Annotated in this window: 25 protein-coding genes; 15 read left to right on the top strand and 10 right to left on the bottom strand. The window is 66.0% G+C overall.

The genetic code is table 11. The features are described 5' to 3' along the window. The first annotated feature begins 19 nt into the window (after window positions 1-19). The gene (locus ASG20_RS15145) at window positions 20-610 is read left to right on the top strand and encodes a class I SAM-dependent methyltransferase (protein ID WP_056054492.1); all 591 of its coding nucleotides are present in this window, start codon (window positions 20-22) and stop codon (window positions 608-610) included. Between the two features lie 96 nt (window positions 611-706). Here ASG20_RS15145 and ASG20_RS15140 read toward each other — a convergent pair whose 3' ends face one another. Further along, window positions 707-1,924 carry a glycosyltransferase family 2 protein gene (locus tag ASG20_RS15140; RefSeq protein ID WP_082470996.1) on the bottom strand — a complete coding sequence of 406 codons (1,218 nt, stop codon included), beginning with the start codon at window positions 1,922-1,924 and terminating at the stop codon, window positions 707-709. Window positions 1,925-2,022: 98 nt separating this feature from the next. On the opposite strand from ASG20_RS15140, the gene ASG20_RS15135 reads away from it, so the two are divergent. Both ASG20_RS15135 and ASG20_RS15130 read left to right on the top strand, forming a co-directional pair. Beyond that, window positions 2,023-3,813: a hypothetical protein gene (locus tag ASG20_RS15135; RefSeq protein WP_056054490.1), complete on the top strand. Its 1,791-nt coding sequence runs from the start codon at window positions 2,023-2,025 to the stop codon at window positions 3,811-3,813. 36 nt (window positions 3,814-3,849) lie between these two features. Continuing rightward, window positions 3,850-5,430, top strand: coding sequence for a hypothetical protein (locus tag ASG20_RS15130; protein ID WP_201780730.1), 1,581 nt, complete (start codon window positions 3,850-3,852; stop codon window positions 5,428-5,430). Here the strand turns inward: ASG20_RS15130 and ASG20_RS15125 are convergent. The 4 genes from ASG20_RS15125 to ASG20_RS15110 all read right to left on the bottom strand — a co-directional run bounded on the left by ASG20_RS15125 (window position 5,390) and on the right by ASG20_RS15110 (window position 8,282). Further along, window positions 5,390-6,538, bottom strand: a complete 1,149-nt coding sequence (locus ASG20_RS15125; protein WP_056054487.1) for a GNAT family N-acetyltransferase — start codon at window positions 6,536-6,538, stop codon at window positions 5,390-5,392. The genes ASG20_RS15130 and ASG20_RS15125 overlap by 41 nt on opposite strands. 74 nt (window positions 6,539-6,612) lie before the next feature. Further along, window positions 6,613-7,077, bottom strand: coding sequence for a RidA family protein (locus tag ASG20_RS15120; RefSeq protein WP_056054484.1), 465 nt, complete (start codon window positions 7,075-7,077; stop codon window positions 6,613-6,615). Window positions 7,078-7,374: 297 nt separating this feature from the next. Then, window positions 7,375-8,001: a hypothetical protein gene (locus ASG20_RS15115; RefSeq protein ID WP_056054481.1), complete on the bottom strand. Its 627-nt coding sequence runs from the start codon at window positions 7,999-8,001 to the stop codon at window positions 7,375-7,377. After that, the gene (locus ASG20_RS15110; protein ID WP_056054478.1) at window positions 7,998-8,282 is read right to left on the bottom strand and encodes a DUF3572 domain-containing protein; all 285 of its coding nucleotides are present in this window, start codon (window positions 8,280-8,282) and stop codon (window positions 7,998-8,000) included. Before ASG20_RS15110 ends, ASG20_RS15115 begins: the two co-directional genes overlap by 4 nt. Window positions 8,283-8,318: 36 nt before the next feature. Here ASG20_RS15110 and ASG20_RS15105 point away from each other — a divergent pair, with 36 nt between their 5' ends. Then, window positions 8,319-8,681 (top strand): response regulator, encoded by a 363-nt coding sequence (locus tag ASG20_RS15105; RefSeq protein ID WP_056054474.1) that lies wholly within the window; start codon window positions 8,319-8,321, stop codon window positions 8,679-8,681. Between the two features lie 264 nt (window positions 8,682-8,945). On the opposite strand, the gene rpmG is transcribed toward ASG20_RS15105, so the two are convergent. Further along, window positions 8,946-9,113 carry a 50S ribosomal protein L33 gene (gene rpmG, locus ASG20_RS15100; RefSeq protein WP_055881863.1) on the bottom strand — a complete coding sequence of 56 codons (168 nt, stop codon included), beginning with the start codon at window positions 9,111-9,113 and terminating at the stop codon, window positions 8,946-8,948. A 243-nt stretch (window positions 9,114-9,356) separates the two neighbouring features. Here rpmG and ASG20_RS15095 point away from each other — a divergent pair, with 243 nt between their 5' ends. The 5 genes from ASG20_RS15095 (at window position 9,357) to ASG20_RS15075 (ending at window position 13,055) form a co-directional block, all read left to right on the top strand. Next, complete coding sequence (locus ASG20_RS15095) at window positions 9,357-9,659, top strand: hypothetical protein (RefSeq protein ID WP_231420561.1); 303 nt, start codon at window positions 9,357-9,359, stop codon at window positions 9,657-9,659. 15 nt (window positions 9,660-9,674) lie between these two features. Then, the gene (locus ASG20_RS15090) at window positions 9,675-10,229 is read left to right on the top strand and encodes a TMEM165/GDT1 family protein (protein ID WP_231420562.1); all 555 of its coding nucleotides are present in this window, start codon (window positions 9,675-9,677) and stop codon (window positions 10,227-10,229) included. 89 nt (window positions 10,230-10,318) lie between these two features. Beyond that, on the top strand, window positions 10,319-10,504 hold the full coding sequence (locus ASG20_RS15085; RefSeq protein ID WP_056054463.1) for a DUF1328 domain-containing protein: 186 nt from the start codon (window positions 10,319-10,321) through the stop codon (window positions 10,502-10,504). 98 nt (window positions 10,505-10,602) lie between these two features. After that, a complete protein-coding gene (locus ASG20_RS15080) occupies window positions 10,603-12,195 on the top strand; it encodes a cisplatin damage response ATP-dependent DNA ligase (RefSeq protein WP_056054461.1) in 1,593 nt (530 codons plus the stop codon). A 95-nt stretch (window positions 12,196-12,290) separates the two neighbouring features. Next, on the top strand, window positions 12,291-13,055 hold the full coding sequence (locus tag ASG20_RS15075) for an AcvB/VirJ family lysyl-phosphatidylglycerol hydrolase (RefSeq protein ID WP_056054458.1): 765 nt from the start codon (window positions 12,291-12,293) through the stop codon (window positions 13,053-13,055). A 274-nt stretch (window positions 13,056-13,329) separates the two neighbouring features. On the opposite strand, the gene ASG20_RS15070 is transcribed toward ASG20_RS15075, so the two are convergent. Beyond that, window positions 13,330-14,085, bottom strand: a complete 756-nt coding sequence (locus ASG20_RS15070; RefSeq protein WP_231420615.1) for a glutaminyl-peptide cyclotransferase — start codon at window positions 14,083-14,085, stop codon at window positions 13,330-13,332. A 105-nt stretch (window positions 14,086-14,190) separates the two neighbouring features. After that, complete coding sequence (locus tag ASG20_RS20110) at window positions 14,191-15,060, bottom strand: cold-shock protein (protein ID WP_056054452.1); 870 nt, start codon at window positions 15,058-15,060, stop codon at window positions 14,191-14,193. 303 nt (window positions 15,061-15,363) lie between these two features. On the opposite strand from ASG20_RS20110, the gene ASG20_RS15060 reads away from it, so the two are divergent. From ASG20_RS15060 to rpoN, 5 genes are all read left to right on the top strand, one after another. Beyond that, window positions 15,364-15,984: a ribonuclease D gene (locus ASG20_RS15060; protein ID WP_056054449.1), complete on the top strand. Its 621-nt coding sequence runs from the start codon at window positions 15,364-15,366 to the stop codon at window positions 15,982-15,984. Further along, window positions 15,984-16,652: an LPS export ABC transporter periplasmic protein LptC gene (lptC, locus tag ASG20_RS15055; protein ID WP_056054446.1), complete on the top strand. Its 669-nt coding sequence runs from the start codon at window positions 15,984-15,986 to the stop codon at window positions 16,650-16,652. The genes ASG20_RS15060 and lptC overlap by 1 nt, the downstream gene beginning before the upstream one ends. Before the next feature lie 5 nt (window positions 16,653-16,657). Beyond that, complete coding sequence (locus ASG20_RS15050) at window positions 16,658-17,215, top strand: LptA/OstA family protein (protein WP_056054443.1); 558 nt, start codon at window positions 16,658-16,660, stop codon at window positions 17,213-17,215. 111 nt (window positions 17,216-17,326) lie between these two features. Next, window positions 17,327-18,109, top strand: a complete 783-nt coding sequence (gene lptB / locus ASG20_RS15045) for an LPS export ABC transporter ATP-binding protein (protein ID WP_056054439.1) — start codon at window positions 17,327-17,329, stop codon at window positions 18,107-18,109. 102 nt (window positions 18,110-18,211) lie between these two features. After that, window positions 18,212-19,708 (top strand): RNA polymerase factor sigma-54, encoded by a 1,497-nt coding sequence (gene rpoN / locus ASG20_RS15040; RefSeq protein WP_056054437.1) that lies wholly within the window; start codon window positions 18,212-18,214, stop codon window positions 19,706-19,708. A 244-nt stretch (window positions 19,709-19,952) separates the two neighbouring features. On the opposite strand, the gene ASG20_RS15035 is transcribed toward rpoN, so the two are convergent. Then, on the bottom strand, window positions 19,953-20,951 hold the full coding sequence (locus ASG20_RS15035; protein ID WP_056054434.1) for a ligase-associated DNA damage response exonuclease: 999 nt from the start codon (window positions 20,949-20,951) through the stop codon (window positions 19,953-19,955). A gap of 107 nt (window positions 20,952-21,058) precedes the next feature. Then, window positions 21,059-21,664, bottom strand: a complete 606-nt coding sequence (locus ASG20_RS15030; protein WP_056054431.1) for a hypothetical protein — start codon at window positions 21,662-21,664, stop codon at window positions 21,059-21,061. Between the two features lie 92 nt (window positions 21,665-21,756). Here ASG20_RS15030 and ASG20_RS15025 point away from each other — a divergent pair, with 92 nt between their 5' ends. Further along, the gene (locus tag ASG20_RS15025) at window positions 21,757-24,180 is read left to right on the top strand and encodes a ligase-associated DNA damage response DEXH box helicase (protein WP_082470995.1); all 2,424 of its coding nucleotides are present in this window, start codon (window positions 21,757-21,759) and stop codon (window positions 24,178-24,180) included. Window positions 24,181-24,533 lie beyond the last annotated feature (353 nt).

The raw sequence follows: 24,533 nt of genomic DNA, 5'->3' as shown, positions 1-24,533 counted from the left end.
CTGATTGGGGAGATGCGACGTGCTGGCTGCAGTTCATGATAAACTGGTGTTCGGGCGCCGGGTGCGACGCCTGGCGGCCGTGATCGCGGAACGGCTGCCAGACGGCGCACGGGTGCTCGACGTCGGATGCGGGAGCGGCGATCTGGCCGTGCTGATCATGCAAAAGCGCCCCGATGTCGTGATCGAGGGCATCGACGTGCTGGTGCGCCCCGATACTGCGATACCCGTGCACGCCTTCGACGGCGCGCATATCCCGTTCGGCGACAACGCGTTCGACGCCGCGATCGTGGTCGACGTGCTGCATCATACCGACGATCCCGAAGCCGTCCTCGCCGAGATCGCGCGTATCGCGCCGATGGTCATCATCAAGGACCACTTGCGCGACGGAATCGCGGCAAACACCACGTTGCGATTCATGGATTGGGTCGGCAACGCAGCCCACGGCGTCCGGTTGCCGTATAATTATCTGTCGCGCAAAGAATGGACGAACATCTGGCGGACGCTGGACCTCGGCAGCAGCCGGTTCGCCACGCGCTTGTCGCTGTATCCCCGTCCGTTCTCGTGGCTGTTCGATCGCGGGCTGCATTTCGTCACGGTGCTCTCGCGCTGAACCGAAGCGCACCGCCTGGCATCGAAAAACCATCGGACATGAAAAAGGGGAGGGTACGGTGATCGTATCCTCCCCTTTTTCATGTCCGTCGCACCGTCAGCGATCGGATCGGGTATCGATCAATCCGATCAGGAAGCTGGTGAACATCGTCTGCAACCCGATGACGCTAGCCACCATCGTGGGGATCGCCAGACGCATGAGATGGACCGGCTCCATCGGCCCGAATCCCGCCCGCCCCCATTGTGCGAGCAGACCTGCACTCCCCGCCATACCGAGCAACAGGAGCAGTCCGCCGAAGATGCAGCCGCGCTCGACGCTGAAGTGGCGGCGGAATTGCTCGACCCGCATGCTGGTCGGCCACAAGGCGCTGGCGACGCCGTACAGCCGTGCGAGGATGCCGAAGCCGATCAGCTGACTGCCCAGCAGCATCGCCATCGCCGCGAACAGCATCGTCGTCGCGCTGAGTTCGATACCGCCGAGTTCGACACCGCCGGTCGCGAGCACCGCGACGCCCGCCGTGCCGCCTGCCGCCGCAAGCAAGCCGGGATAAACGAACAGGAACCGGGGAGCGTAGGTCAACAGGAAGCGCAGATGCCGCCAGCCGTCCCGCCACGTCCGCAAATGCGGCGGGCGACTACGTCCGTCCTGCGACAGCGTCGTCGACACCTGGCGGACGTCGAGCCGGTGCATGACCGCCTTGACTACCATCTCGCTGGCGAACTCCATCCCCGACGATCGCAATCCGAGACCCAGGACCGAGTCGCGGCGAAAACCGCGCAGGCCGCAATGGAAGTCGCCGATCCGCGCGTTGAACAGGCGTCGCCCGAGAAAGCTGAGGACCGGATTGCCCAGATACCGATGCAGCGGCGGCATCGCACCGGGTGCGATCCCGCCCTGGAACCGGTTGCCCATCACCAGTTCGCCGCCGTTGCGCAGCGCGGTGACGAACGGCATCAGCGCAAGAAAATCGTAGCTGTCGTCGGCATCGCCCATGATCACGTAACGGCCGCGAGCGGCGGCGATCCCGCCCAGCAGCGCAGCCCCGTAGCCCTTCGCCTCAACCCCGACGAGGCGGGCGCCCATCGCATTGGCAATCTGGCGCGAGCCGTCGGTCGATCCGTTGTCGGCGATCACCACCTCGCCGGCGATCCCGCTGGTCCGCAGGAATTCCTGCGCCTTGCGGATGCAGAGCGCCAGCGTCTCCGCTTCGTTGAGGCAGGGCATGACGATCGACAGTTCGAGCGCATCCTCCGCTTCGGTGCCCGACGTATCGCGTTCGACGATCGGCGATTGATAGGCCAGCACTGTCGGCATGGATGATCCTCCCTTGCCCGAAGGCATACGGAGGCAACGCTAAAAAGAGGGTTAACTATTCGCCGCTAAGCCGACGAGGTTCGCCTCAGGATGACCGCATGCCAAACCCGCCGCCATTCGACGACGTACCCGCCCCCGATGCCCGCCGCGCACATACGCTTCGCTTCGACATTATCGTCGCGGTGGTTCTGGCGACATTGCTGTCGACCTGCTGGGCGATCACCGACTGGCACCGCGTCGGGCAGTTGATCCTGCCCGATGCCGACGACATGATGCGGCTGGCGCAGGTGCGCGACTGGCTTAACGGCCAGGCCTTCGACGACTGGACGCAATATCGCATGGCGCCCCCGCTCGGCGCACCGATGCACTGGTCGCGGCTGAACGATTTCGGGATCGCGGGGATCATCCTCGCGGCGACGCCGCTGATCGGGCGTCACGGCGCCGAACTGACCGCGGTGCTGCTGTATCCGGCGCTGCTGTTCGCCTGCAACATCGTCCTGTCGGTGCGGATCGCCCGCCGGTTATGGGGAGACGACGCGGCCATCGTCGCGGCCATTCTGGCGGGCATCGCCTATCCCGGGATCACGCTGTTCCTCCCGGGACGGATCGACCACCACGCGCTGCAGATCGTCATCATCGAAATCGCCATCCTCATGATGATGCGCCGACCGACGATCGCCAGCGGCGTCATCACTGGGATCGCCGTTGCGGCCAGCCTGGTCATCGGGCTGGAAACTGCGCCGCAAGTCGCCGCCCTCGTCGCCACGCTGGCGATGTTCTGGGTCGTCTCCGGTGACTGCGAACGGTTGCGGTTAGCCGCGTTCGCGGCAGCCCTGGCCGCGACGACCGGCGTCTTCCTGGTGGCGATGCGGCCCAGTTATTGGTCAGCCGCGCTGTGCGACGCCTTCACGCCCGCGTCCGCCACCGGCACGCTCGCTGTCGCCGCAGCGCTTGGAGCCTTGGCCGTGGCGACACCGTGGCTGCGCACATGGCGATCGCGGATCGTCGCGGGCGGCGTGCTCGGTGCGCTTGCGCTGGGTGGCACGCTGGCCGCCTATCCGGGATGCCTGACCGGGCCGTATGGGATGGTCGATCCCTTCCTGCGCGCGGCCTTCCTCCCGCACATCGACGAAGCGAACAGCATCTTCGCGCAACCGTTTGCGCGCACGCTGTCGATCGGTGGCCTGCTGCTCGCCGGGTGCATCGCGTCGGTCTGGATGGTCGCGCGTGCACCGAAGCGCTGGGCGGTGACGATGCCGCTGGTCGGCGTGATCGGGATCTCGGCGCTCGTCTCGCTGTCGCAGGCGCGGGGAACCTATATCGGTGCGCCGACGGTCGTCCCGGTACTGGCCGGCCTGATTCTGGCGGCACGGCGACGAATTACCTGGGCTGCGCCCGCGCTGATCGGTGCCTGGCTGGTATCGTCGGGCATCGCCTATTCCGAAGCCCCCACCCTGGCGCTCCGTATCCTTGCTCCCGGCGTACGGATCCCGCCGCCGATGACGCCGCAGATCCTCTGCAATACCGGCGATGCCTGGGCGCAGGTCGATCGCTATCCGCCGGGTATCGTGATGGCGCCGACGAACATGGCGTCCTATCTGATCGGCGCGACGCATCTGTCGACGGTCGGCGCCGGGTATCATCGCAACAACCGCGGCAACATGGCGATGTATCGCTATTTCCTCAGCCGTCCCGACCGCAGCGCGGCGATCGCCCGTGAGTGGAACGTTACCTATGTCGCCTTTTGCCCCGGCGATTTCTCCGAGATCGACGTGACCCACAGCTATCCGAACAGCCTCGCAACGATGCTGCAATCCGGCCATGCCCCGGCGGGCTTCGAACGTCTTCCCTTGCGCGGGGCGAGGCTCCGCCTCTATCGCATTCGGTAACGACGTTGCGGTAGCGGGGAACGAGTGGACGACGGCATGACGGGGCGGCTGAAGTGGTGGCAGACGCGTGGCTTCGTCGTCGCGGTTGCGCTGGCGTCGATCATACCGTTGCTGTGGCCGGAGATCCCGCCACTGGTCGACCTGCCCGGGCATATGGGGCGCTACCGCGTCCAGCTGGCGATCGGCGATAATCCCTGGCTTTCGCAATGGTATAACTTCCGCTGGCAGATGATCGGCAACCTCGGTATCGACCTGCTGATCGAGCCGCTCGCGCCGATCTTCGGGTTACAGCTGGCGGTGAAGCTGATCGTCATGGCGATCCCCGCGCTGACCGTGACGGGCCTGCTGTGGATCGCGCGCGAGGTGCATGGCCGAATCCCCGCGACCGCGTTGTTCGCTCTCCCGCTCGCCTACAGCTACCCCTTCCAGTTCGGATTCGTGAATTTCGCGCTGGCGATGGCGCTGGCGCTGAACCTGTTCGCGCTGTGGCTGCGGATGGGGCGGCTCAAGCGCACCCGGCTGCGCACCGCCATATTCATCCCGATCTCGTGCCTGTTGTGGCTGTGCCATACGTTCGGCTGGGGCGTGCTGGGCGTACTTGCCTTCTCTGCCGAGCTGATCCGCCAGCACGACATCCGCCGCGACAGCGATCCCAAGAGCTGGGCGCATGGCTGGTTCAAGGCGTGCATCCAGGCCGGGCTGAACTGCCTGCCGCTCGCGCTGCCGATGGTGATGATGGTGGTGTGGCGGTCGGGCGATCATGTCGGCGGCAAGACGCAGGACTGGTTCAACTGGCGCTGGAAGATGAACTGGATCACGATGGTCCTGCGCGATCGGTGGATGACGTTCGACATCGCGTCGGTGACGGTCCTGTTCGTGATCCTGTTCCGCGGCGTGCGCGACCAGACGATCGAGTATTCGCGCAACCTGAGCCTCTCGGCGCTGTTCCTCGCGATCGTGTATATCCTGTTGCCGCGGATCGTGTTCGGGTCGGCCTATGCCGACATGCGACTCGCGCCGTTCATGCTCGGGATCGCAGTGATCGCACTGCGGCCGCGGCATGGGCTGTCGTTGCGCGGTGCCGCCGTGCTCGCGGTGCTGGGGTTTGCGTTCTTCGGCGTGCGGCTGGCAGGGACGACGGTCAGTTACCTGATGTACGATCGCAGCTACGACCAGGCGGTCGCGGCGATCGATACGGTGCCCGAGCGGTCGCGCGTCGTGTCGTTCGTCGGGCGGCGCTGTCGCGACGACTGGGCGTATTCGCGGCTCGAGCATGTGCCCGCACTGCTGCTGGAGCGGCGATTGGCGTTCACCAACGATCAGTGGTCGATGGCGGGCGCGCAGTTGATGACGACGCAATATCCGGCGGCGAAGGGCTTTGCGCACGATCCGTCTGAGATCGTCAGCGACATCAAGTGCCGTGGCCAGTTCTGGCGGCCGATCTCGATGGCGCTGGAGAAATTCCCGCGCGATGCATTCGATTACGTGTGGCTGATCCACCCGCCGAAGTTCGATCCTGCGCTGGTCCGCGACCTGACGCTGATCCGGCGTGACGGCACCAGCCTGTTGTACCGCGTCAACCGGGCTGCTGCTGCTCGCCCCGCCGGAACGGAGTAAGCTCGCCGAGATACTCCTGCTGCTCGGCGACGGCTTCGCGTTCGCGGACGAGATAGTCGGCGATCGCGCGGCGGAAGCTCGGGTCGGGGATGTAGTGCGCGGAATAGGTCGCGACCGGCGCATACCCCCGCGCGAGCTTGTGTTCGCCCTGCGCGCCGGCCTCGACGGTCTTCAGGCCACGCGCGATGGCGGCGTCGATCGCCTGGTAATAGCAGAGCTCGAAATGGAGGAACGGCACCTCCTCGGTGGCGCCCCAGTATCGGCCGTAGAGCGTGTCATCGCCGATCAGGTTGAGCGCACCGGCGATCGGTACGCCGTCACGCTCGGCGAGGATGAGCAGGACGCGGTCGCCCATCGTCTTGCCGATCTGGTCGAAGAACGCGCGCGTCAGGTAGGGCTGGCCCCATTTGCGGCTGCCGGTGTCCTGGTAGAAGACCCAGAACGCATCCCAATGATCGGGCGTGATTTCGGCGCCGATCAGGTGGCGGATCGTCAGGCCTTCGACGGCGGCGGCGCGTTCCTTGCGGATCGCCTTGCGCTTGCGACTGGCGAGCACGGCGAGGAAGTCGTCGAAGCTGGCGTACCCGTCGTTCTTCCAATGGAACTGCGTGCCCTGGCGGATCAGCCAACCCGCCCCCTCGAACAACGGTACCTCGTCTGGGTCGATGAAGGTGGCGTGCGCGGAGGATAGCCTGCTCTGGTCGGTCACAGCCTCCAGCGCGGCAATCAGCGCGGGGGCTTGCTCGCGGTCACGGAGAAGCAGGCGCGGGCCGGGTACCGGGCTGAACGGCGCGGCGATCTGGAGCTTGGGGTAATATTGCCCCCCTGCCCGCTCCCACGCGTCGGCCCAGCCTTGATCGAAGACGTATTCGCCCTGGCTGTGGCTCTTGGCATAGGCGGGGGCGATCGCGGCGGGCTTGCCGTCGGGACCGTCGACCACCACCGGCAACGCCTGCCAGCCCGAGCGGCCGCCGACGCTTTTCGACGCTTCGAGCGCGGAGAGGAAGGCATGGCCGACGAACGGATTGGCGGTGCCGGAGCACGCCTCCCAATCGTCGGCCGCGATCGAGGTGACGCCTTGGGCGATGCGGGCTGTGACGGCGTTCATTGCCGCCTAGGTAGAGACGCGGAGACGCGCCTCCAAGGGCCAGACATGGAGACGCGTGCGCGCCTCCGGGGAGGTCAGGCGGAAACCTGGACGATCGCGTCGATCTCGACCGCCGCGCCGAGCGGGAGGACGGCGACGCCGACTGCCGAGCGCGCGTGCTTGCCGCTATCGCCGAACAGCGCAACCATGAGTTCGGACGCACCGTTGGCGACCTTGGCCTGGTCGGTGAAGTCGCCGGTCGAGTTGACGAACACGCCGAGCTTCACGATCCGCTCGACGCGGCCGAGCGTGCCGAGGGCCGCCTTCATCTGCGCGACGAGCATCAGGCCGCAGAGCTTGGCCGCCTCCTGCGCGTCTTCGAGCGAGACGTCGTCTCCGACGCGACCCTTGACCAGAGCGCCGTCCTTGAACGGTAGCTGGCCCGAGATGTGGAGCATGCCGTTCGCCAGCACGGTCGGGACATAGGCGGCGACGGGCGCGGCAGCCTGTGGGAGGGTGAGGCCCAGCTCTTCGAGCTTGCGGTCGATACGATCGGTCATGGATGAGGTATCACCACAGCGGTGGGCGATGGGTCAAGTGGGGGGACGCCGCAACGTTTCCGTCCACAACTTGCCAGTCCCCAACTGTCATTCCCGCGAAGGCGGGAACCCATACTGGCTAGCGGACATAATCGCGACGATTGCCCATATGGGTCCCCGCCTCCGCGGGGATGACGGATGAGGCGTGAAAGTTTGCTTCACTGCCGCAACTGTTCTCCCATGAAGGCGGCAACCCAGGGTTACGGACGACGACGTTCTTGGCTCCTGGGCCCCCGCGTTCGCGAGGGAACAGACGACTCACGCGTCCGCCGGCAAACCCGCCTCGAACCGCGCGGAAATCCAGTCCGCCGCTTCGCGCCAGTCGTCGATCCGCGCATGAGCCTCGGGCGCCTTCGGCACGTTCACCGCCAGCGTCGGCTCGGAGACCATGTGCAGCCGGTGCACCCCCGGCGCGTGCCTGGCGACCGACTCGTGATGCACGGCGAGGTCATCCACGAACACCGTCACCGGCGACCCGTATTCCTCGACCAGCCGCGACACCGGCGTGCCCTTGCCGCCCTGGTTGCACTCGACCCGGTGTTCGATCCCGAACTTGGCGAGCTGTTCGATCCGCGGCTGGCGGCATTCGTCCTGGAGATTGGTGAGGATGACGATGTCCGCCACCTGCGCTAGCCGCTCGAGCGCGTCGATCGCGTGCGGCACCAGCGTCTGCCGGTGCATCTCGGCGGGGAAGAACTCGCCAAGCATCGCCCACATGTCTGCGACGGACGGCGGGGGGCCGCCATCGCGGCGCGTCATCGCGGTCGAGAAATCGCCGTGCTGGATCGCGAAATCGATGTCGTGGCGCTCGTCGAGCCAGACGCCGAAATGCTTGACCATGTGCAGCAGCACTTCGTCGCAGTCGCTGATCAGCAGCGGCCTCATGCTTCAAACTCCCCCTGGTCCAGTTTGGCATGGGCCCGGACCAGCGCCTCGGGCTTCACGCCGAGCGATTCGGCGCAGGCGATCAGGTCCGGCTCATGGTTTTCGAGAAAGCCGAGCGCCGCGGACAGCACGGTCGGATCGCTCGCCCTTGCGCGGAGGTCGTGCGGCTCAAGGCCGGTCACCGACAACAGCCGCATCGCGCGGTCGGGCTCGACCAGCGTCCATACCAGCGCGCGCAGGGCGAGCGCTTCGGCGTCTTCGTTTGAATCGCGGTCGCGCATTGCCTATCGTGCCTTCTTTCCGGATAAGGTGGATCGGTGGCAAAGAAGGTGCTCGTTGTCGAGGACAACGAACTGAACCTCAAACTATTCTGTGACCTGTTGCGTGCGCATCAGTTCGCCGTCGAACCTGTGCGCGACGGCCGCGAAGCGGTCGCACGCGCTCGGGAATTCGTGCCCGACCTGATCATCATGGACATCCAGATGCCGCACGTCACCGGCTACGAGATCATCCTCGAACTGAAGGCTGACGAGACGTTGAAGGCGATCCCGGTGATGGCGGTGACGGCCTATGCGGGGCGCGAGGACGAGGAGCGGATCCGGGCTGCGGGCGCGGATGCGTACGTGTCCAAGCCGATCAGCCTGGCGCGGTTCATGGATGCGGTGAGGACGCTGGTATAATCCTCCCCGGTACGGGGAGGGGGACCATGCACGCATGGTGGAGGGGGCTCACCACGAACGAACCCTTCGCGACGAGTCGGGTAGTTCAAACCATACGGTAAGGTAGAATAGCGGGGAGCGGGTCGTCCGCGGAGATCCCCCTCCACCCCGCTTCGCGCGGTCCCCCTCCCCGTTCCGGGGAGGAATACCAAAAAGCCGCGGATATCGCTATCCGCGGCTTTTCGAATCGTCGCAATCAGACGACGGCATACGCCGCCGACCCGATTACTTGATCTTGGCTTCCTTGAACTCGACATGCTTGCGCACGACGGGATCGTACTTCGAGAAGGAGAGCTTCTCCGTCTTGGTACGGGGGTTCTTCTTGGTGACGTAGAAGAAGCCGGTGTCAGCGGTGCTGAGAAGCTTGATCTTGACGGTGGTCGGCTTGGCCATGAGCCCAAATTCCTATGGCTTGAAAATGCGAAAGCGGCGAACTCATGCCGCCGCTCGATCAGGCTGGGCGCATGGCGGACGCACGACGCGAAGTCAAGCTTTGCCGCACAGAACGACGCCCGACGACGCACTTAACTGCGCCTTTACCCGCCTGGGCGCAACGTCCATGCAGAGAAAAGGAGCGGGATCATGGGGCAGGCAGTACGAAACGCAGCGGGACACGCGGTCGGGCGAATCGATGATATGATCGCCGTAAAGGCCGATCTCGCCGCGCGGATCGCGGCGATCGACGTCCGCGCGCCTTACGCCCGGCCCTGCGACATCGCCGCCGAAGTCGACGCGATTCGCGTGATCGCGCATAGCAACGGTCTCAACCCCGCGGTCACCGTCGCGCATTTCGTCGACTCGGCGTTGTCCCGCGGCGAGCATGGCGCGCTGGTGCACGGCTGGCTTGGCATCCTGCGCGATGCGGTCGGTTGCGAACGGCAGGACGTTCAGGCCTGTCACGCCTTTGCCGCGGCATGCTCGGTCCGACTGGCCGGATAGCGCATGGATGCATTGATGGCGGCATTGGTTGCCGCAGGCCTGGCGCAGATCGGCGATCGGACCGCGTGGCTTGCCGCGATCCTGTCGGACCGCCTGCGTCGACCGGGGCTCGTCATCGCGATGGCAGGATTGGCGATCCTCGCGGCGAGCAGCGTGGCTGCGGCCCTGGGCACAGTGATCGGGCCGAAGCTCGCCTCCAATGCGCAACAACTCATGCTCGCGCTCGCCTTGATGTTGCAGGGCGGCGGCGCGTTTTTTCCGGCCAAGGTTCCCGAACGGCTCGACCGGTGGAAGATCGGCGCGGTCGCCACCGCGTTCCTGGGGCTGTTCATCCTCGCGTTCGGGGACGGCATCCAGTTCATCGCGCTTGCGCTCGCGGCACGCTCTCCGGTTCCGGCGCTTGCGGCGATCGGCGTCACTCTCGGCTCGCTCGTGGTGATCGTTCCCGCCGCGATGATGGGGGAGACGGCATGGCGCAAACTGCCGCTGAAGACGCTGCGCATCGCGGTCGGCGTGCTGTTCCTGATTACCGGCATCGTCCTCGCACTCGGCGCTCTGCGCCTGGTCTAGACCGGCGCCTCGACAGGGCTCGTTACGATACTGGAACCAACCACCGCCCGACCGGTTGACCGAGTCCAACTCACTTTGCGGAGGCCGACATGCTGAAACTCGCGGTTACTTTTCTCGTCATTGGCCTCGTGCTGGCGTTACTCGGCTTCGGCGGCGTTGGCGGTGCGTTTATCGGGATTGCCAAGATCCTGTTCTTCATCGCCATCGCGTTGTTCGTGATCTTCCTCGTGCTCGGGCTGCTCGCCGGCAAGGGGATTAAGAACGCGATCGACTGACGCGAAGGCCGTCAACGCGAAACGACCGTCGTCGGGCACATCCGGCGGCGGTCGTTTCGTATCTGCATCCCTTCGGGCGGCAGGCGCGTTGAACGGGGATGCACGCTTTCGCCGCCCTGCTCGATTCGCTCACCTATACCCGGTCGCGTAATGCCAAGCTGAAGCTGATCGCGGACTATTTGCGCGCGACGCCCGACCCGGATCGGGGCTGGGCGATGGCGGCATTGACCGGCGATCTCGATCTCAAGGGCGTGAAGTCGGCGGTGATCCGTGGGTTGATCGAGGAGCGAGTCGACCCGGTGCTATTCCGGATGAGCCGCGATTATGTCGGTGACACCGCGGAGACGGTCGCGCTGCTGTGGCCCGAGCCGACGGTGCCGGTCGATGCGACGCCGTTGTCGATCACCGATGTCGTCGAGCGGCTAGCGGCGTTGTCGCGTGCCGATGCGCCTGGTGCGCTGGCGGCCATGCTCGACCGATCCGATGCCGAGGAGCGGTTCGCGTTGCTTAAAATGGCGACCGGCGCATTGCGGATCGGCGTGTCGGCACGGCTGGCGAAGACCGCGCTGGCGGATGCGTTCGGGCTCGATGTCGATGCGGTCGAGGAGGTCTGGCACGGGCTCGATGCGCCGTATCCGAGCCTGTTCGGCTGGGCTGAGGGGACCGGAGACCAGCCGACCCCCGCGGACGTCCCCGTATTCCGGCCGTTCATGCTTGCGCACGGACTCGAAGACCTGCGCGTCGATCTCGCCGATTATGCCGCCGAGTGGAAATGGGACGGCATCCGCGTCCAGATCGTCCACGTTGCGGGCGAGACGCGACTCTACAGCCGAACCGGCGACGACGTGACGGCCAGCTTTCCTGAGATCGCCGCCGCGTTCCGAACGCCGGGGACGGTCGACGGCGAATTGCTGGTGAAGGGTGAGCATCAGGGCGGTACGCTCGAGGATGGCGGCGGCGCGGCGAGCTTCAACGCGCTCCAGCAGAGGCTCGGGCGCAAGACCGTGTCGGCGAAGATGCTGGCGGACTATCCGGCGTTCGTTCGGCTCTACGACCTGTTGATCGACGGCGAGGAGGATTTGCGGACGCTGCCGTGGACGGCACGACGCGCGCGGCTGGAGGCGTTCGTGCCGCAGCTCGACCCCGAGCGGTTCGACCTGAGCGCGGTGATCGAGGCGGGGGATTTTACCGCGCTGGAGGCGATCCGTGCGACCTCGCGCGACGCGGCGATCGAAGGGGTGATGCTCAAGCGTCGCGACTCGCCCTATGTCGGCGGGCGGCGCGCGGGGCTCTGGTACAAGTGGAAGCGCGATCCGCTGACCGCCGATTGCGTGATGATGTACGCGCAACGTGGGTCGGGGCGGCGATCGTCTTACTATTCGGATTACACGTTTGGGTGCTGGACCGAGGAGGGCGAGCTGCTCCCGGTAGGGAAGGCGTATTCAGGGATTACCGACGAAGAGCTCAAAATGCTCGACAGCTTCGTGCGCAACCACACGCAGAATCGATTCGGGCCGGTGCGCGAGGTCGAGAAGACGCTGGTGCTGGAGATCGCGTTCGATTCGCTGCATGATTCGAAGCGGCATAAATCGGGCGTGGCGATGCGCTTTCCGCGGATCGCGCGGATCCGGACCGACAAGCCCGCGGCGGAGGCGGATCGGATCGAGACGCTCAAGCGGATGATCACGTGATCGGCTGATCCCGCAACGGCATCACGTGGTTGCTGGATCGAATTTCGGCGCTATCGCCGCGGTCTGGGCTCGCCATGAGCATTTGGGAGATCCGCATGGACGTTACGCGCAGGAAAACCAGACGACGGGTCCGTCGCGGCGCGTGGGTCTCCGGGATCATCTCCGCGATCGTCGTGCTGTTCGTGTACCTCGCCGGCTATTTCGATCGCGATCCGGTGCATGTGTATCCGGCTATCGGCGTGCACGCATCGGGACCGCCGCCGATCGCGGTGGTGAACTTCTCGGGTGATATGGGGCTTCGGTTCCTGCTCGGCGCTTCGACCTCGCGGGGGCTGACCGAGCACGGGATCCCGGTGGTCGGGATCACGACCCCGGCGTTGTTCGCGCATCATCGGACGCGGCGGGAGCTCGATGCGATCATCGCGGACGGCGTGCGGACGGCGCTGGCGCGGACGGGGGCGAAGCGAGTCGTGGTGATGGGGCAGTCTTACGGCGCCGACATCGTTCAGACCGGGCTGGCCAACCTGCCTACCGAACTACGTATGCGCGTTGCCGCGATCGTCTTGATCCTGCCGGGGGACACGGTGTTCTATCGCGCTGATCCGTCCAGCCTGCTTTACGATCACGGTACGCCCGACAGCATGGGGGCGACGACCGGCAATCGGCTGACCTGGGCGCCGGTGACGTGCATCTACGGGCTGGAGGAGACGGACAGCCTGTGTCCGCTGCTGACTACCGCGAACGCGCGGAAGGTCGGGATGCCGGGCGGGCATAATATCCATCACGATGCGGATGGGTTGCTGCGGCATGTGCTGGCGGCGATCCGTGCGGTCGCGCCGGCGGCTGGACGGGGGTTCTAGCTGAACTCACCATCTGCGAAGCGATCCTCTCCAGAAAGGCGCGCTTTCGTCATCCTGACGAAAGTCAGGATCCAGGGTAAAACAGGCTAGCTCTCGTGGCTCTGGATACTGACTTTCGTCAGGATGACGGAACTCGAATGACAGCGGTTGGAGACGGCGTTCAGAAGGCGGTCGGTGGCCCTGCATGTTCTCCCGCGAAGGCGGGAGTCCAGTCTGGGCTCCCGCCTCGCGGGAAAACATGGAACGCTAGTGCTGTAGAAGGCACGGCCGCGGCTTAACGCGGTGCTGCGGCGATCTTTATCTCGAAGAGCGTCGGCCAGTATTTGCCCGTTACGAACAGCCGGTCGGCCTTGGCGTCCCAGGCGATCCCGTTGAGCACCGCCTCGCGGTCGGTCGCAGCCACCTCTGCGACCAGCGGGCGGAGGTCGATCACTGCGCCGACCTTGCCGGTCTTGGGATCGATGCGGACCAGGAAGCCGGTGTGCCAGACGTTGGCGAGCAGCGCGCCGTGGATATATTCGAGTTCGTTGATGTCGCGTAACGGCCGGCCGTCGATCGTCACCGCCACGCGGCGGCGCTCGGCCAGTGTCAGCGGATCGCGAAAAATGATGGCGGGGCTGCCGTCGGACTGGAGCAGCGAGACGCCGTCGCTCGTCAGCCCCCAGCCTTCGCCGGTGTAGCGGTTCTGCCCCTTGAGCTTCAGCGTACGGACATCCCAGCGATGCGCGATGCCGTCGTGCCAGGTCAGGCTGACAAGCTGGTCCTTCCACAGCGCGAGACCCTCGCCGAACTGCGCCGGGTCGATTCGTGCCTTGGCGAGGATCTTGCCGTCCGCGAGCGAGACTCGGCGGACGTCGGATTGCCGCTCCTGCCCGGTGCTCTCGTAGAGCGCGCCGTCGTGCCAGAGCAGCCCTTCGGTGAACGCCGTGCGATCGTGCGGGTAGCGCGCGACGATCGTCACCGACAGCACCGGCACGTGCGTTTCGGGCGTAGTTGCCGCCTGCCCCTGAGCAGGCGCCGCGGACGACACCAAAGATGATGAAACGACAACGGCCGATCCCGCCAAAGCAAGACCGGCCGCAATCATTATCCTACCGAGCACGGTACGATCAGCGTTCTGAGTCAGTCAGCTGGATCAGCCGCCTGCGCTCAGGTTCACCGCAGCGTACTTGCCGCGACGATCGACTTCGAGCTCGAACTCGAGCTTGTCGCCCTCGTTGAGCGTCGCCATGCCGGCGCGTTCCACGGCCGAGATGTGGACGAATGCGTCAGGCTGTCCGTCGTCGCGCTGGATGAAGCCAAAGCCCTTCATCGCGTTGAAGAACTTGACCGTACCGGTCGCCTTCTCGCCGGTGAGCTGACGCTGTGCGCCACCTGCACCACCGTCACGGTCGCGATCGCCACCACGGGGCGCGCCCGGGCCGGCATCACGGTCACGCGGCGGACCGCGATCGGTGACGGCCATCGGCTCGCCATCGATCTTCAGGTCGGTTGCCGAGATACGGCCACCGCGGTCGACGAGCGTGAAGCCGAGCGGCTGACCCTCGGCAAGAGCGACCATGCCGGCCTGCTCGACGGCGCTGATGTGGACGAACACGTCCTCGCCGCCGTCATCGCGAACGACGAAGCCGAAGCCCTTCTGCGCATTGAAGAACTTTACGACGCCGGTGCCTTCGCCGACCACCTGGGGAGGCATGCCGCGACCACCGCCGCCGCCGCCGCCGCCCGAGAAGCCGCCGCCACCGCCGCCGCCGCGGTAACCACCGCCGCCACCGCCGCTGCCGCCACCGAAGCTGCTGCCGCCGCCGTAGCTGCTGCCACCGCCGCCACCGTAGCTCGAGCCACCGCCGCCGCCATAGCTGCTGCCGCCGCCGCCGCCGAACCGATCGCCACCGCCGCCGAAGCTGCTGCCGCCGCCGAACTCGTTATCGCCGCCGCCGAAGCTGTCGCGCTTGTCGCGGCCACGCCCGCCACGGTTCCCGCGGCCACCTTTATCGAAACCCATAAGCTCTGTTCGTCTTCCCGGTTCGCCCGCAAATTTCTCAAAACCCTTGTGCCGGACGACGAACGCAGGTTTTCCAGCGCGAAACCTTTTGCGCCTTGAGGACACCCGTAGCGCAAAATACAAGCCGTCGCGAATAGATTCTGATCTTTAGGCGGGCGATTTGGATCGATACTGACGCAAGTGTCGCTTGTAAGCCACGGCTCGTCGCACACGGAGCACGCGGGCCATGTTATCGCCCGATTCGACATCGCTGCCTGCGACTGGGCCATTGAGCGTTCAGTCGCGGACCGCTACGGCCACGGCATGACAGTTCATCTCCACGAAGGCGATATCCCCGCCGATCTGTTCGCGGCCGGTGCCGCGATCGCCGTCGATACCGAGACGATGGGGCTGATCACGCCTCGCGACCGGTTGTGCCTGGTCCAGCTTTCCGATGGCGGGCCCGACGAGCATCTCGTCCGATTTGCCGCGGGTGCTGGCTATGATGCGCCCAATCTGAAGGCGCTGCTGGCGGATCCGGCGCGGGTGAAACTCTATCATTTCGGGCGATTCGATATCGCCGCGGTCCAGCATTATCTCGGCGTCGTCGCGGCACCAGTGTATTGCACCAAGATCGCCTCGCGTCTGATACGCACCTACACCGATCGCCACGGCCTGAAGGAACTGGTGCGCGAGCTGCTCGGCCAGGACATCTCGAAGCAGCAGCAATCGTCGGACTGGGGCAGCCCCGAATTGTCGGAGGCACAGAAGGATTATGCGGCGTCCGACGTGCGCTTCCTTCACCGGTTGCGCACCGAGCTCGACAAGCGGCTGATTCGCGAGGGCCGGATGGAGCTCGCGCAGGCGTGCTTCGACTTCCTGCCGACCCGCGCCGCGCTCGATCTCGCCGGCTGGCCCGAAATCGACATTTTCGCGCACGCTTGATGGACGCGCCCTCCGCCACGGGACTGCCGCCCTCCCCCGTCGCCCGTCGCGTGCGTAGCGCGCGGCAGGACTGGGCCGCGCCCGGTGGCAGCCACGACCGCTTCGTCGCGATCGCCCGCGTCGCGCTGCCGACCGCGATCGGCGTGCTGGCGGCCTTGATGGTCATGGCGCCGCTGACCGCGGGGGGCGACGTGTCGTTCCTGCTCGACAAGAACAAGGTCGACGTCGCGCAGGAGCGGATGAAGATCCAGTCGGCGCAATATCGCGGCGAGGATGCCAAGGGCCAGGCGTTCACGCTGGATGCTAAGTCTGCGATCCAGAAGAGTTCGGCCGAACCGATCGTCCAGCTCAACCAGCTCGCCGCGCAGATTCAGCTGACCGACGGCGCCGCCAACATCAAGGCGAACACCGGTCGCTACGATATGGACACCGAAAAGGTGCAGCTGTTCGGGCCGCTCAACGCCACCGCGGCCGGCGGCTACGACCTGAAGACGACCAATGCGACGATCGACATGAAGGCGCGCACGCTCGAAAGCGGGGGGGCTGCGACCGGCACCGTCCAGCAGGGGACGTTCAGCGCGAACAAGCTGCGCGCGAACCTGGAAGAGCGCACCGTGACGCTCGATGGCAATGCCCGCTTGCGGATCGTACCCAGAGGGCCGAAATAGCCGCCATGCGCGCCACATCATCCTTGCTCGGAGCAGCCGGTTTCGGACTCTCCCTCCTGCTGCTTTCGACGACCGCGGTCGCGCAGCAGCCGCACGATTCGAATGCGCCGATCAATTTCAGCGCGGACCATATCGAATTGCAGGACAAGGCGAACCGCGCCGTTCTGTCCGGCAACGTCGCGGTCAAGCAGGCGGAGATGACGCTGAATTCGGCGCGGATGACGGTGGCGTATACGGGCCAGGTGATCGGCGGAAACCCGCAAGTGTCGCGGCTCGACGCGTCGGGCGGCGTGACGGTGAAGCGTCCCGACCAGACCGCCAAGAGCCAGTACGCGATCTACGATCTGAACAAGCGCGTGATCACGATGCTGGGCGCCGTGACGCTCAACCAGGGCGGCAACGTCGTTAACGGCGGACGACTGACGATGAACCTCGACACCGGACGCGCGGTGATCGACGGGTCTTCGGTGGGCGGCAGCAGCGGTGCGACCAACGGTGGCGGCACCGTGACTCAGTCGGGCGGGCGGGTCAGCGGCACCTTCTCGGTTCCCAAGCGCAACTGACGCGCAGGCGTGCCGCGGGGGCTTCCCTCCGGCGGCGCGCTCATGCATGTTTCCTGCCAACCCGCGACTGCGTAAAGCGTTCGGCAATCTATTATTGCGAGGCCTGATCCCATGGATGCCACCACGCTGCCCCCGATCGAGGTCGTAGAGCCGATCGCCGAGCCGCCCGTCAGCAACGGCTTGCAGGTCGTCTCGATCGCCAAGTCCTACGACAAGCGCGTCGTGCTGACCGACGTGTCGGTGTCGGTCGGGCGCGGTGAGGTCGTCGGGTTGCTCGGGCCCAACGGCGCGGGCAAGACGACGTGCTTCTATTCGGTGATGGGCCTCGTGAAACCCGATTCGGGCCGCATCATGCTCGATGGCGAGGACATCACCAAGCTGCCGATGTACCGGCGTGCGATCCTCGGCCTCGGCTATCTGCCGCAGGAGACGTCGATCTTCCGCGGGCTGACGATCGAGAAAAACATCCTCACCGTGCTGGAGTTGTCGGAGCCCGACAAGGCGGCGCGCCAGCGGAAACTCGATACGTTGCTCGAAGAGTTCGGCCTCACCCGCCTCCGCGCGGCACCGGCGATGGCGCTGTCGGGCGGCGAGCGGCGGCGTGCGGAAATCGCCCGCGCGCTGGCGGCGGATCCGTCGATCATGCTGCTCGACGAGCCGTTCGCGGGCATCGATCCGATCTCGATCGCCGACATCCGCGATCTGGTGAAGGACCTCAAGCGCCGCGATATCGGCGTGCTGATCACCGACCACAACGTCCGCGAGACGCTGGAAATCGTCGACCGCGCGTACATCATCTACGATGGCCGCGTGCTGTTCTCGGGCTCGCCGGCGGAACTGGTCGCCGACGCCAATGTGCGCCGGCTGTATCTCGGCGAAGGCTTCTCGCTTTAAGCCGATGGGTACGCCCCTTTCTCCGTTCGCCCTGAGCGAAGTCGAAGGGCTGCCACGCGAGCCGGTGCTTCGACTTCGCTCAGCACGAACGGACGGGGCGTCATGAGCCTCGCCCCTCGCCTGGACATCCGCCAGTCGCAGTCGCTGGTGATGACCCCGCAGCTCCAGCAGGCGATCAAGCTGCTGGCGCTGTCGAACCTGGAGATCGAGGGGTTCATCGCCGAGGAAGTCGAGCGCAACCCGTTGCTCGAAGCCAGCGCTGCCGAGGATAGCGACGCGCCCGACCGCGAACCCGCCCCCGAAGTCCGCGACGAACGCGTCGCCGCCGACGAACTGGTCGCGGGCACTGGCGCAGGCGACGAACCGACGCTCGACGTCGATTACGCCACCGAAAGCCACCAGCAGGACAGCGTCGCCGACGGCGGCAGCGGAATGGACGGCGCGCTGTCGATGACCGGCGCGAGCGCGGGGGGAGCGGGCGGCGAGGACGGACCCGATCTCGACGCGTTCGCGGATACCAGCCTCAGCCTGGCGGATCATCTGCTCGCGCAGGCCGGTCCGGCGATTCCCCACGACGACGCATTCATCGCCGCGCATTTGATCGACCAGATCGACGAGGCGGGATACCTGACGGTCTCGCTACTCGACATCGCCAACCGGCTCGGCGTGCCGCTGGTCCGCGTCGAGCGCGTGCTCGCGACGATCCAGACATTCGATCCAACCGGTGTCGGCGCGCGCGATCTTGCTGAGTGCCTCGCGTTGCAGGCGCGCGAGGCCGATCGCTACGATCCGTGTATCGCGCGGCTGATCGACAATCTCGACCTGCTCGCGCGCGGCGAACTGACGCGGTTGAAGCGGATGTGCGATGTCGATGACGAGGACATGGCCGACATGATCCGCGAACTGCGCGGGTACGATCCCAAGCCCGGCTGCCGCTATGGCGGCGAGCCGGCGCAGTCGGTGACGCCCGACCTGTTCGTGGCGCGGACCAAGGCGGGCTGGGCGATCGAGATCAACGCCTCGACGCTGCCGCGCGTACTGGTCAATCGCAGCTATTACACCGAATTGTCGGGCGGGCAGCAGGACAAGGCGTCGAAGGCGTGGCTGTCGGACTGCCTCGCCAGCGCGAACTGGCTGGTGAAGGCGCTCGATCAGCGCCAGCGGACGATCATCAAGGTCGCGACCGAGATCGTGAAGCAGCAGGAAGCGTTCTTCCTGAAGGGCGTCGCGCATCTGCGGCCGCTAACGCTGCGCCAGGTGGCGGACGCAATCGAGATGCACGAATCGACCGTCAGCCGCGTGACGAGCAACAAATACGTCTCCTGCGCACGCGGGCTGTACGAGCTGAAATACTTTTTCACGAGCGCGATCCAGTCGGCGGACGGCGGCGAGGCGGTGTCGGCGCAAGCGGTGAAATCGGCGATCAAGGCGCTGATCGACACCGAGGGGGCGAAGATCCTGTCGGACGACACGCTGGTCGAACTGCTCAACGCCAAGGGGTTCGACATCGCACGGCGGACGGTGGCGAAGTACCGCGAGGCGCTCGGGATCGGGAGTTCGGTGCAGCGCCGCCGGGCGCGGGCGCTTGAAGGCGGCTGATCCCCGCGAGCCTGTCCTGAGCTTCGCCAAAGGGGCGCAAAGCCGCGAAGATAAGAAGGTTGGTTCACGCGGAGGCGCGGAGGGGGTGCGGACTGGCGACCGTTTCCCGCGCCAGCGGGCTTCATCCTGTTATCTGGCCACGTGATCGAAGGTCTCGCTGACGCGAGACGACTGCTAAAAACGCACCACCTCCGCGTCTCCGCGGCTCCGCGTGAACACTCTTCTCTTCGCGCCTTCGCGTGACTCAATCGTCCTCGTCCTCGAACCCCACCAGCGCCAGCGCGCGCGCCTTGATCTGACGGGTCATGCACCAGTGGACCAGCGCATCCTCGCGGCCGTGCGTGACCCATACCTCGCGGGGCGCGATCTCGGTCAGCGTGGCGATCAGTTCGTCCCAATCGGCGTGATCGCTCAGAATCAGCGGCAATTCGACGTTCTTCTGCCGCGCGCGACCCCGCACGCGCATCCAGCCGCTCGCCATCGCGGTGATCGGATCGGGCAGCCGCCGCGACCAGCGATCGTTGAGCGCGCCGGGCGGGCACATCACGACGTGTCCTGCCATGTCCGCTTTCTTGGCGTCTGCCACCGGGAGCAGTTCGCCGAGCCTGACGCCATGTTCCGCATACAGGTCGCACAGGCGTTGCAGCGCGCCGTGAATGTAGATCGGCGCCTCGTGGCCACGCTCGCGGAGTTCGGCGATGACGCGCTGCGCCTTGCCGAGCGCATAGGCGCCGACGACGACGCAGCGATCGGGATTGGCGTGCAGCGCGGCGATCAGCTTGTCGATCTCGTCGCCGGTGTCGGGGTGGCGGAACACCGGCAGGCCGAAAGTGGCTTCGGTGATGAAGACGTCGCATTTGACGGGTTCGAACGGCGTGCAGGTCGGGTCCGCGCGGCGCTTGTAATCGCCCGAGACGACGATCCGCTCGCCGCGGTAATCGAGTACGATCTGCGCGGAGCCAAGGACGTGGCCGGCGGGGACGAAGCCGATGTCCACCTCTCCCATCCGGATCGTCTCGCCGTACGCGATCGGGTTACCGGCCTGCGGGCCATAGCGCGCGTCCATGATCGCCAGCGTTTCGGGGGTGGCCCAGACCGCTTCGTGCCCCCCGCGCGCGTGATCGGCGTGGCCGTGCGTGACGAGTGCTCTTGCAGTCGGAATCGACGGGTCGATCCACGCGTCGATCGGCTTAACGAGAATGCCGTGCGGATGCGGTTCGAGCCAGTCGCCAAGTTTTGCCATGGAGGGAGTAACGCGTGACGCGAGGATGCGGTGCCGTTGGTAGCGTACGGCCACCGAACGGCCGCTCAAAGCGCCAGCCACCTCCCTCTTGGCGGCGGAGGATCGGTTCAGCGCCGTCCGCCGACCTTGATCGTCGCCAGGATCGCATCCATCCGCGCCGCCGCGACCGCCTGAGTCGGTGCGTTGCGGCTGGCCGGGGCTGCCGCCTTCACGGCGTACGTCACGCGATCGATCGCGTAGCAGGCGCCGTTGATGACGCTGCGCAAGTTGGTCGCGTTCACCTGCTGGCTCATACCAGCGTCGCCATTGGTGTAGACCGTCCAGCGGTGGCCGCCGAGCATCCGGTTCGGCAGGCGCCTGGCGCTTCCCGAGACCATCCCTGCCGTGCCGCACGTCGCCACCACGTCGGCGCTCCGACTGAAGCCGACCTGGATCAGCTCGGTCACCTGCCCCTGGCCGTCGGTCGGCCGGGCGACCTCCCAGAAACGGACGATGCCGACGCCGCGACCGACCGGCGCGCCGTCCCACATCTGCCGCCAGCCACGATTCATCAGCGCCCGGCCGGCGAAATTGCGCGTCGGCGTCAGGCTGGAGGCGTAGGACAATCGGACGATGCCGCCCCCGCCGACGAACGACTTGTCGGCGGCAGTGGCATTGGCGAACGGCAGAAGTGCGAGCAACGGCAGGGGCAGAAGATAACGAAGAAGCGACACCGATCGTCTTTCACAACAGAGCTTTGGCCGAAATGCCGGTCGTTACGCGCGCGGTCCATAGCGGTGCGGCGCGACGCCCCCATATGACGCTAATGCGTGAACAGGCCGTGAGCGACCTCCCCTCCCCCTTGGAAAACTGGTTTGTCGCGAGGGGTTGGCGGCCGCGGCGACATCAGCTGGAAATGCTGGCGGAAGGCCGCGCGGGGCATCATGCCCTGCTGGTCGCGGCAACTGGCGCGGGGAAGACGCTTGCCGGGTTCCTGCCGACGCTTGCCGAGCTGATCGAGGCGCCGACGACGGGTCTCCACACGCTCTACGTCTCCCCGCTGAAGGCGCTCGCGGTCGACGTCCAGCGCAACCTGCTGACGCCGATCGAGGAGATGGGCGTCGATATCCGCGTCGAGACGCGCACCGGCGACACGCCGTCGGACCGCAAGGCGCGGCAACGGATCAAGCCGCCGCAAATCCTGCTTACCACGCCCGAATCGCTGTCGCTGCTGCTGAGCTATCCGGACAGCATCACGATGTTCGAAAACCTCCGCACGATCGTCGTCGACGAGGTCCACGCGTTCGCGACCGGCAAGCGCGGCGACTTGCTCTCGCTGTGCATGGCGCGGCTTCAGAAGATTTCGCCGGGGATGCGCCGCGTCGCACTGTCGGCGACGGTCGCGGACGCCGACGGCTATCGAGCGTGGCTCGCGCCCGATGGTGATATCGACCAGGTCGCGATGGTCCGGGGCGAGGCCGGGGCGGATCCCAACATCGCGATCCTGCTGCCCGAGGGTCGCGTACCGTGGTCGGGACATTCGGGCCGCTATGCTGCCGCGCAGGTGATGGCGGAGATCGAGGCGCACGAAACCTCGATCGTGTTCTGCAACACGCGCAGCTTGGCCGAGCTGATCTTCCAGGATCTGTGGAAGGTGAACTCCGGCAATCTCCCGATCGGCGTCCACCACGGTAGCCTCGCCAAGGAAGCACGCCGAAAAGTCGAGAACGCGATGGCGGAGGGCAAACTGCGCGCGCTGGTCGCGACGTCGAGCCTCGACCTCGGGGTCGACTGGGGCAACGTCGATTGCGTGATCCAGATGGGGGCGCCGAAGGGATCGTCGCGGCTGTTGCAGCGGATCGGCCGCGCCAATCATCGGCTCGATGAATCCTCGCAGGCGATCGTCGTGCCGGGCAATCGCTTCGAATATCTTGAGGCACGCGCGGCGCTCGACGCGGTCGACGCGGGCGAACTCGATGCGGATATCTTCCGCGTCGGTGCGCTAGACGTGCTGGCGCAGCACGTGATGGCGTGTGCGTGCGCGGCACCGTTTCGTGAAGCCGACCTGCTCGACGAGATTCGCTCAGCCCTCCCCTATTCCGCGCTGCCGACCGAGACGTTCGAGCGCGTGCTCCATTTCATCAGCGACGGCGGCTATTCGCTGAAGGCGTATGACCGGTTCAAGCGGCTCACGAAGGATGCGGACGGGACGTGGCGCGTCAGCCATCCCAAATTCATCGGCCAGCACCGGCTGAACGCAGGCATCATCGTCGAGGCGACGATGCTCAACGTGCGGTTCGGCAATGGCCGCGTGCTGGGTCGCGTCGAGGAGGCGTTCGCGGCGCAGTTGAGTTACGGCGATACATTCTTCTTCGCAGGGCTCAGCCTCGAGGTGATGAAGATCGATCTCGAGGATTTGGTGGTCCGCGCGACGTCGAAGCCCGCGCGGATCCCGACCTATGGTGGCAGCCGGATGCCGCTGTCGACCAACCTCGCCGACCGCGTCCGCGGGTTTCTCGCGCACCCCGGCGAGTGGGCGCGCTTCCCCGACGACGTGCGCGAATGGCTGGAGATGCAGGCGTATCGCTCGGTCATGCCCGAGCCCGGCCAGCTGCTCGTCGAGACGTTCCCGCGCGAGGGGCGGCATTACATGGTCGCGTACAGTTTCGAGGGGTGGAACGCGCACCAGTCGCTCGGCATGCTGATCACGCGGCGGATGGAGACGCAGGGGCTGAAACCGCTCGGCTTCGTTGCGAATGATTACGCGCTGGCGGTGTATGGGCTGGAGAAGATCACCGATCCGGCGGCGTTGTTTTCGGCGGATATCCTCGAACACGAGTTCGTCGAATGGGTGCAGCAATCGCATCTGCTCAAGCGTGCGTTTCGCGAGGTCGCGGTGATCGGCGGGCTGGTCGAGCGCCAGCATCCGGGCAAGCGCAAGACCGGTAAACAAGTGACGTTCTCGACAGACCTGATCTACGACGTGCTGCGAAAGTACGAGCCGACGCATCTGCTGCTTGAGGCGGCGTGGGCGGATGCGCGCGCGCGGATGACCGATGTCGGGCGGCTGGCGTCGCTGCTCGACCGCGCGGCGGCGACGATGGTGCATGTCGATCTGGAGCGGGTGACGCCGCTTGCGGTGCCGGTGCTGACGCTGATCGGGCGCGAGAAGATCTCGACGAACAGCTCGGACGACGCGCTGCTGATCGAGGCGGAAGCGATGATCGCGGATGCGATGCGGCCGGATTGAGCGACCCGTCAGATCCTCCCCCGCCAGGGGGAGGTGGCTGGCACTTGCCAGACGGAGGGGGAGGCAAGGGAAACCGTTGTCGCGTCTTCTTCCCCCTCCGTCGCCTACGGCGCCACCTCCCCCTTGCGGGGGAGGATTTCAGAATAGCTCAGCCCCTCCCCAAACGAACGATTGCGTGCCCGCAATATCAGGCGCAGCATTTGCAGCATGCATAAGTGGCTAGCCACGCTACTGCTAGTCATCGCCGCCCAAGCTAGCGCTCAGGACGCAGTCTCTCCACGCCCAAATGCTGCACCCACGCCCGGTGCAACATCCGCAGCAGAACCAGACCCAGCCACGCTCCTGTTCGGCGA

It is taken from the genome of Sphingomonas sp. Leaf198 (assembly GCF_001424005.1).
Taxonomy (GTDB): Bacteria; Pseudomonadota; Alphaproteobacteria; order Sphingomonadales; family Sphingomonadaceae; genus Sphingomonas.
This window is presented reverse-complemented; position numbering and strand designations above follow the sequence as displayed.

What these genes read in the sequence shown, in the direction of transcription:
- ASG20_RS15135 (WP_056054490.1), top strand. Translation starts at nt 2,023, where the DNA reads ATGCCAAACCCGCCGCCATTCGACGACGTACCCGCCCCCGATGCCCGC.
- ASG20_RS15095 (WP_231420561.1), top strand. Translation starts at nt 9,357, where the DNA reads ATGATCGCCGTAAAGGCCGATCTCGCCGCGCGGATCGCGGCGATCGAC.
- lptB (WP_056054439.1), top strand. Translation starts at nt 17,327, where the DNA reads ATGGATGCCACCACGCTGCCCCCGATCGAGGTCGTAGAGCCGATCGCC.
- ASG20_RS15085 (WP_056054463.1), top strand. Translation starts at nt 10,319, where the DNA reads ATGCTGAAACTCGCGGTTACTTTTCTCGTCATTGGCCTCGTGCTGGCG.
- ASG20_RS15120 (WP_056054484.1), bottom strand. Translation starts at nt 7,077, where the DNA reads ATGACCGATCGTATCGACCGCAAGCTCGAAGAGCTGGGCCTCACCCTC.
- ASG20_RS15110 (WP_056054478.1), bottom strand. Translation starts at nt 8,282, where the DNA reads ATGCGCGACCGCGATTCAAACGAAGACGCCGAAGCGCTCGCCCTGCGC.
- ASG20_RS20110 (WP_056054452.1), bottom strand. Translation starts at nt 15,060, where the DNA reads ATGGGTTTCGATAAAGGTGGCCGCGGGAACCGTGGCGGGCGTGGCCGC.
- ASG20_RS15025 (WP_082470995.1), top strand. Translation starts at nt 21,757, where the DNA reads ATGCGTGAACAGGCCGTGAGCGACCTCCCCTCCCCCTTGGAAAACTGG.
- ASG20_RS15060 (WP_056054449.1), top strand. Translation starts at nt 15,364, where the DNA reads ATGACAGTTCATCTCCACGAAGGCGATATCCCCGCCGATCTGTTCGCG.
- ASG20_RS15075 (WP_056054458.1), top strand. Translation starts at nt 12,291, where the DNA reads ATGGACGTTACGCGCAGGAAAACCAGACGACGGGTCCGTCGCGGCGCG.
- rpmG (WP_055881863.1), bottom strand. Translation starts at nt 9,113, where the DNA reads ATGGCCAAGCCGACCACCGTCAAGATCAAGCTTCTCAGCACCGCTGAC.
- lptC (WP_056054446.1), top strand. Translation starts at nt 15,984, where the DNA reads ATGGACGCGCCCTCCGCCACGGGACTGCCGCCCTCCCCCGTCGCCCGT.
- rpoN (WP_056054437.1), top strand. Translation starts at nt 18,212, where the DNA reads ATGAGCCTCGCCCCTCGCCTGGACATCCGCCAGTCGCAGTCGCTGGTG.
- ASG20_RS15140 (WP_082470996.1), bottom strand. Translation starts at nt 1,924, where the DNA reads ATGCCGACAGTGCTGGCCTATCAATCGCCGATCGTCGAACGCGATACG.
- ASG20_RS15125 (WP_056054487.1), bottom strand. Translation starts at nt 6,538, where the DNA reads ATGAACGCCGTCACAGCCCGCATCGCCCAAGGCGTCACCTCGATCGCG.
- ASG20_RS15080 (WP_056054461.1), top strand. Translation starts at nt 10,603, where the DNA reads ATGCACGCTTTCGCCGCCCTGCTCGATTCGCTCACCTATACCCGGTCG.
- ASG20_RS15130 (WP_201780730.1), top strand. Translation starts at nt 3,850, where the DNA reads ATGACGGGGCGGCTGAAGTGGTGGCAGACGCGTGGCTTCGTCGTCGCG.
- ASG20_RS15090 (WP_231420562.1), top strand. Translation starts at nt 9,675, where the DNA reads ATGGCGGCATTGGTTGCCGCAGGCCTGGCGCAGATCGGCGATCGGACC.
- ASG20_RS15035 (WP_056054434.1), bottom strand. Translation starts at nt 20,951, where the DNA reads ATGGCAAAACTTGGCGACTGGCTCGAACCGCATCCGCACGGCATTCTC.
- ASG20_RS15115 (WP_056054481.1), bottom strand. Translation starts at nt 8,001, where the DNA reads ATGAGGCCGCTGCTGATCAGCGACTGCGACGAAGTGCTGCTGCACATG.
- ASG20_RS15050 (WP_056054443.1), top strand. Translation starts at nt 16,658, where the DNA reads ATGCGCGCCACATCATCCTTGCTCGGAGCAGCCGGTTTCGGACTCTCC.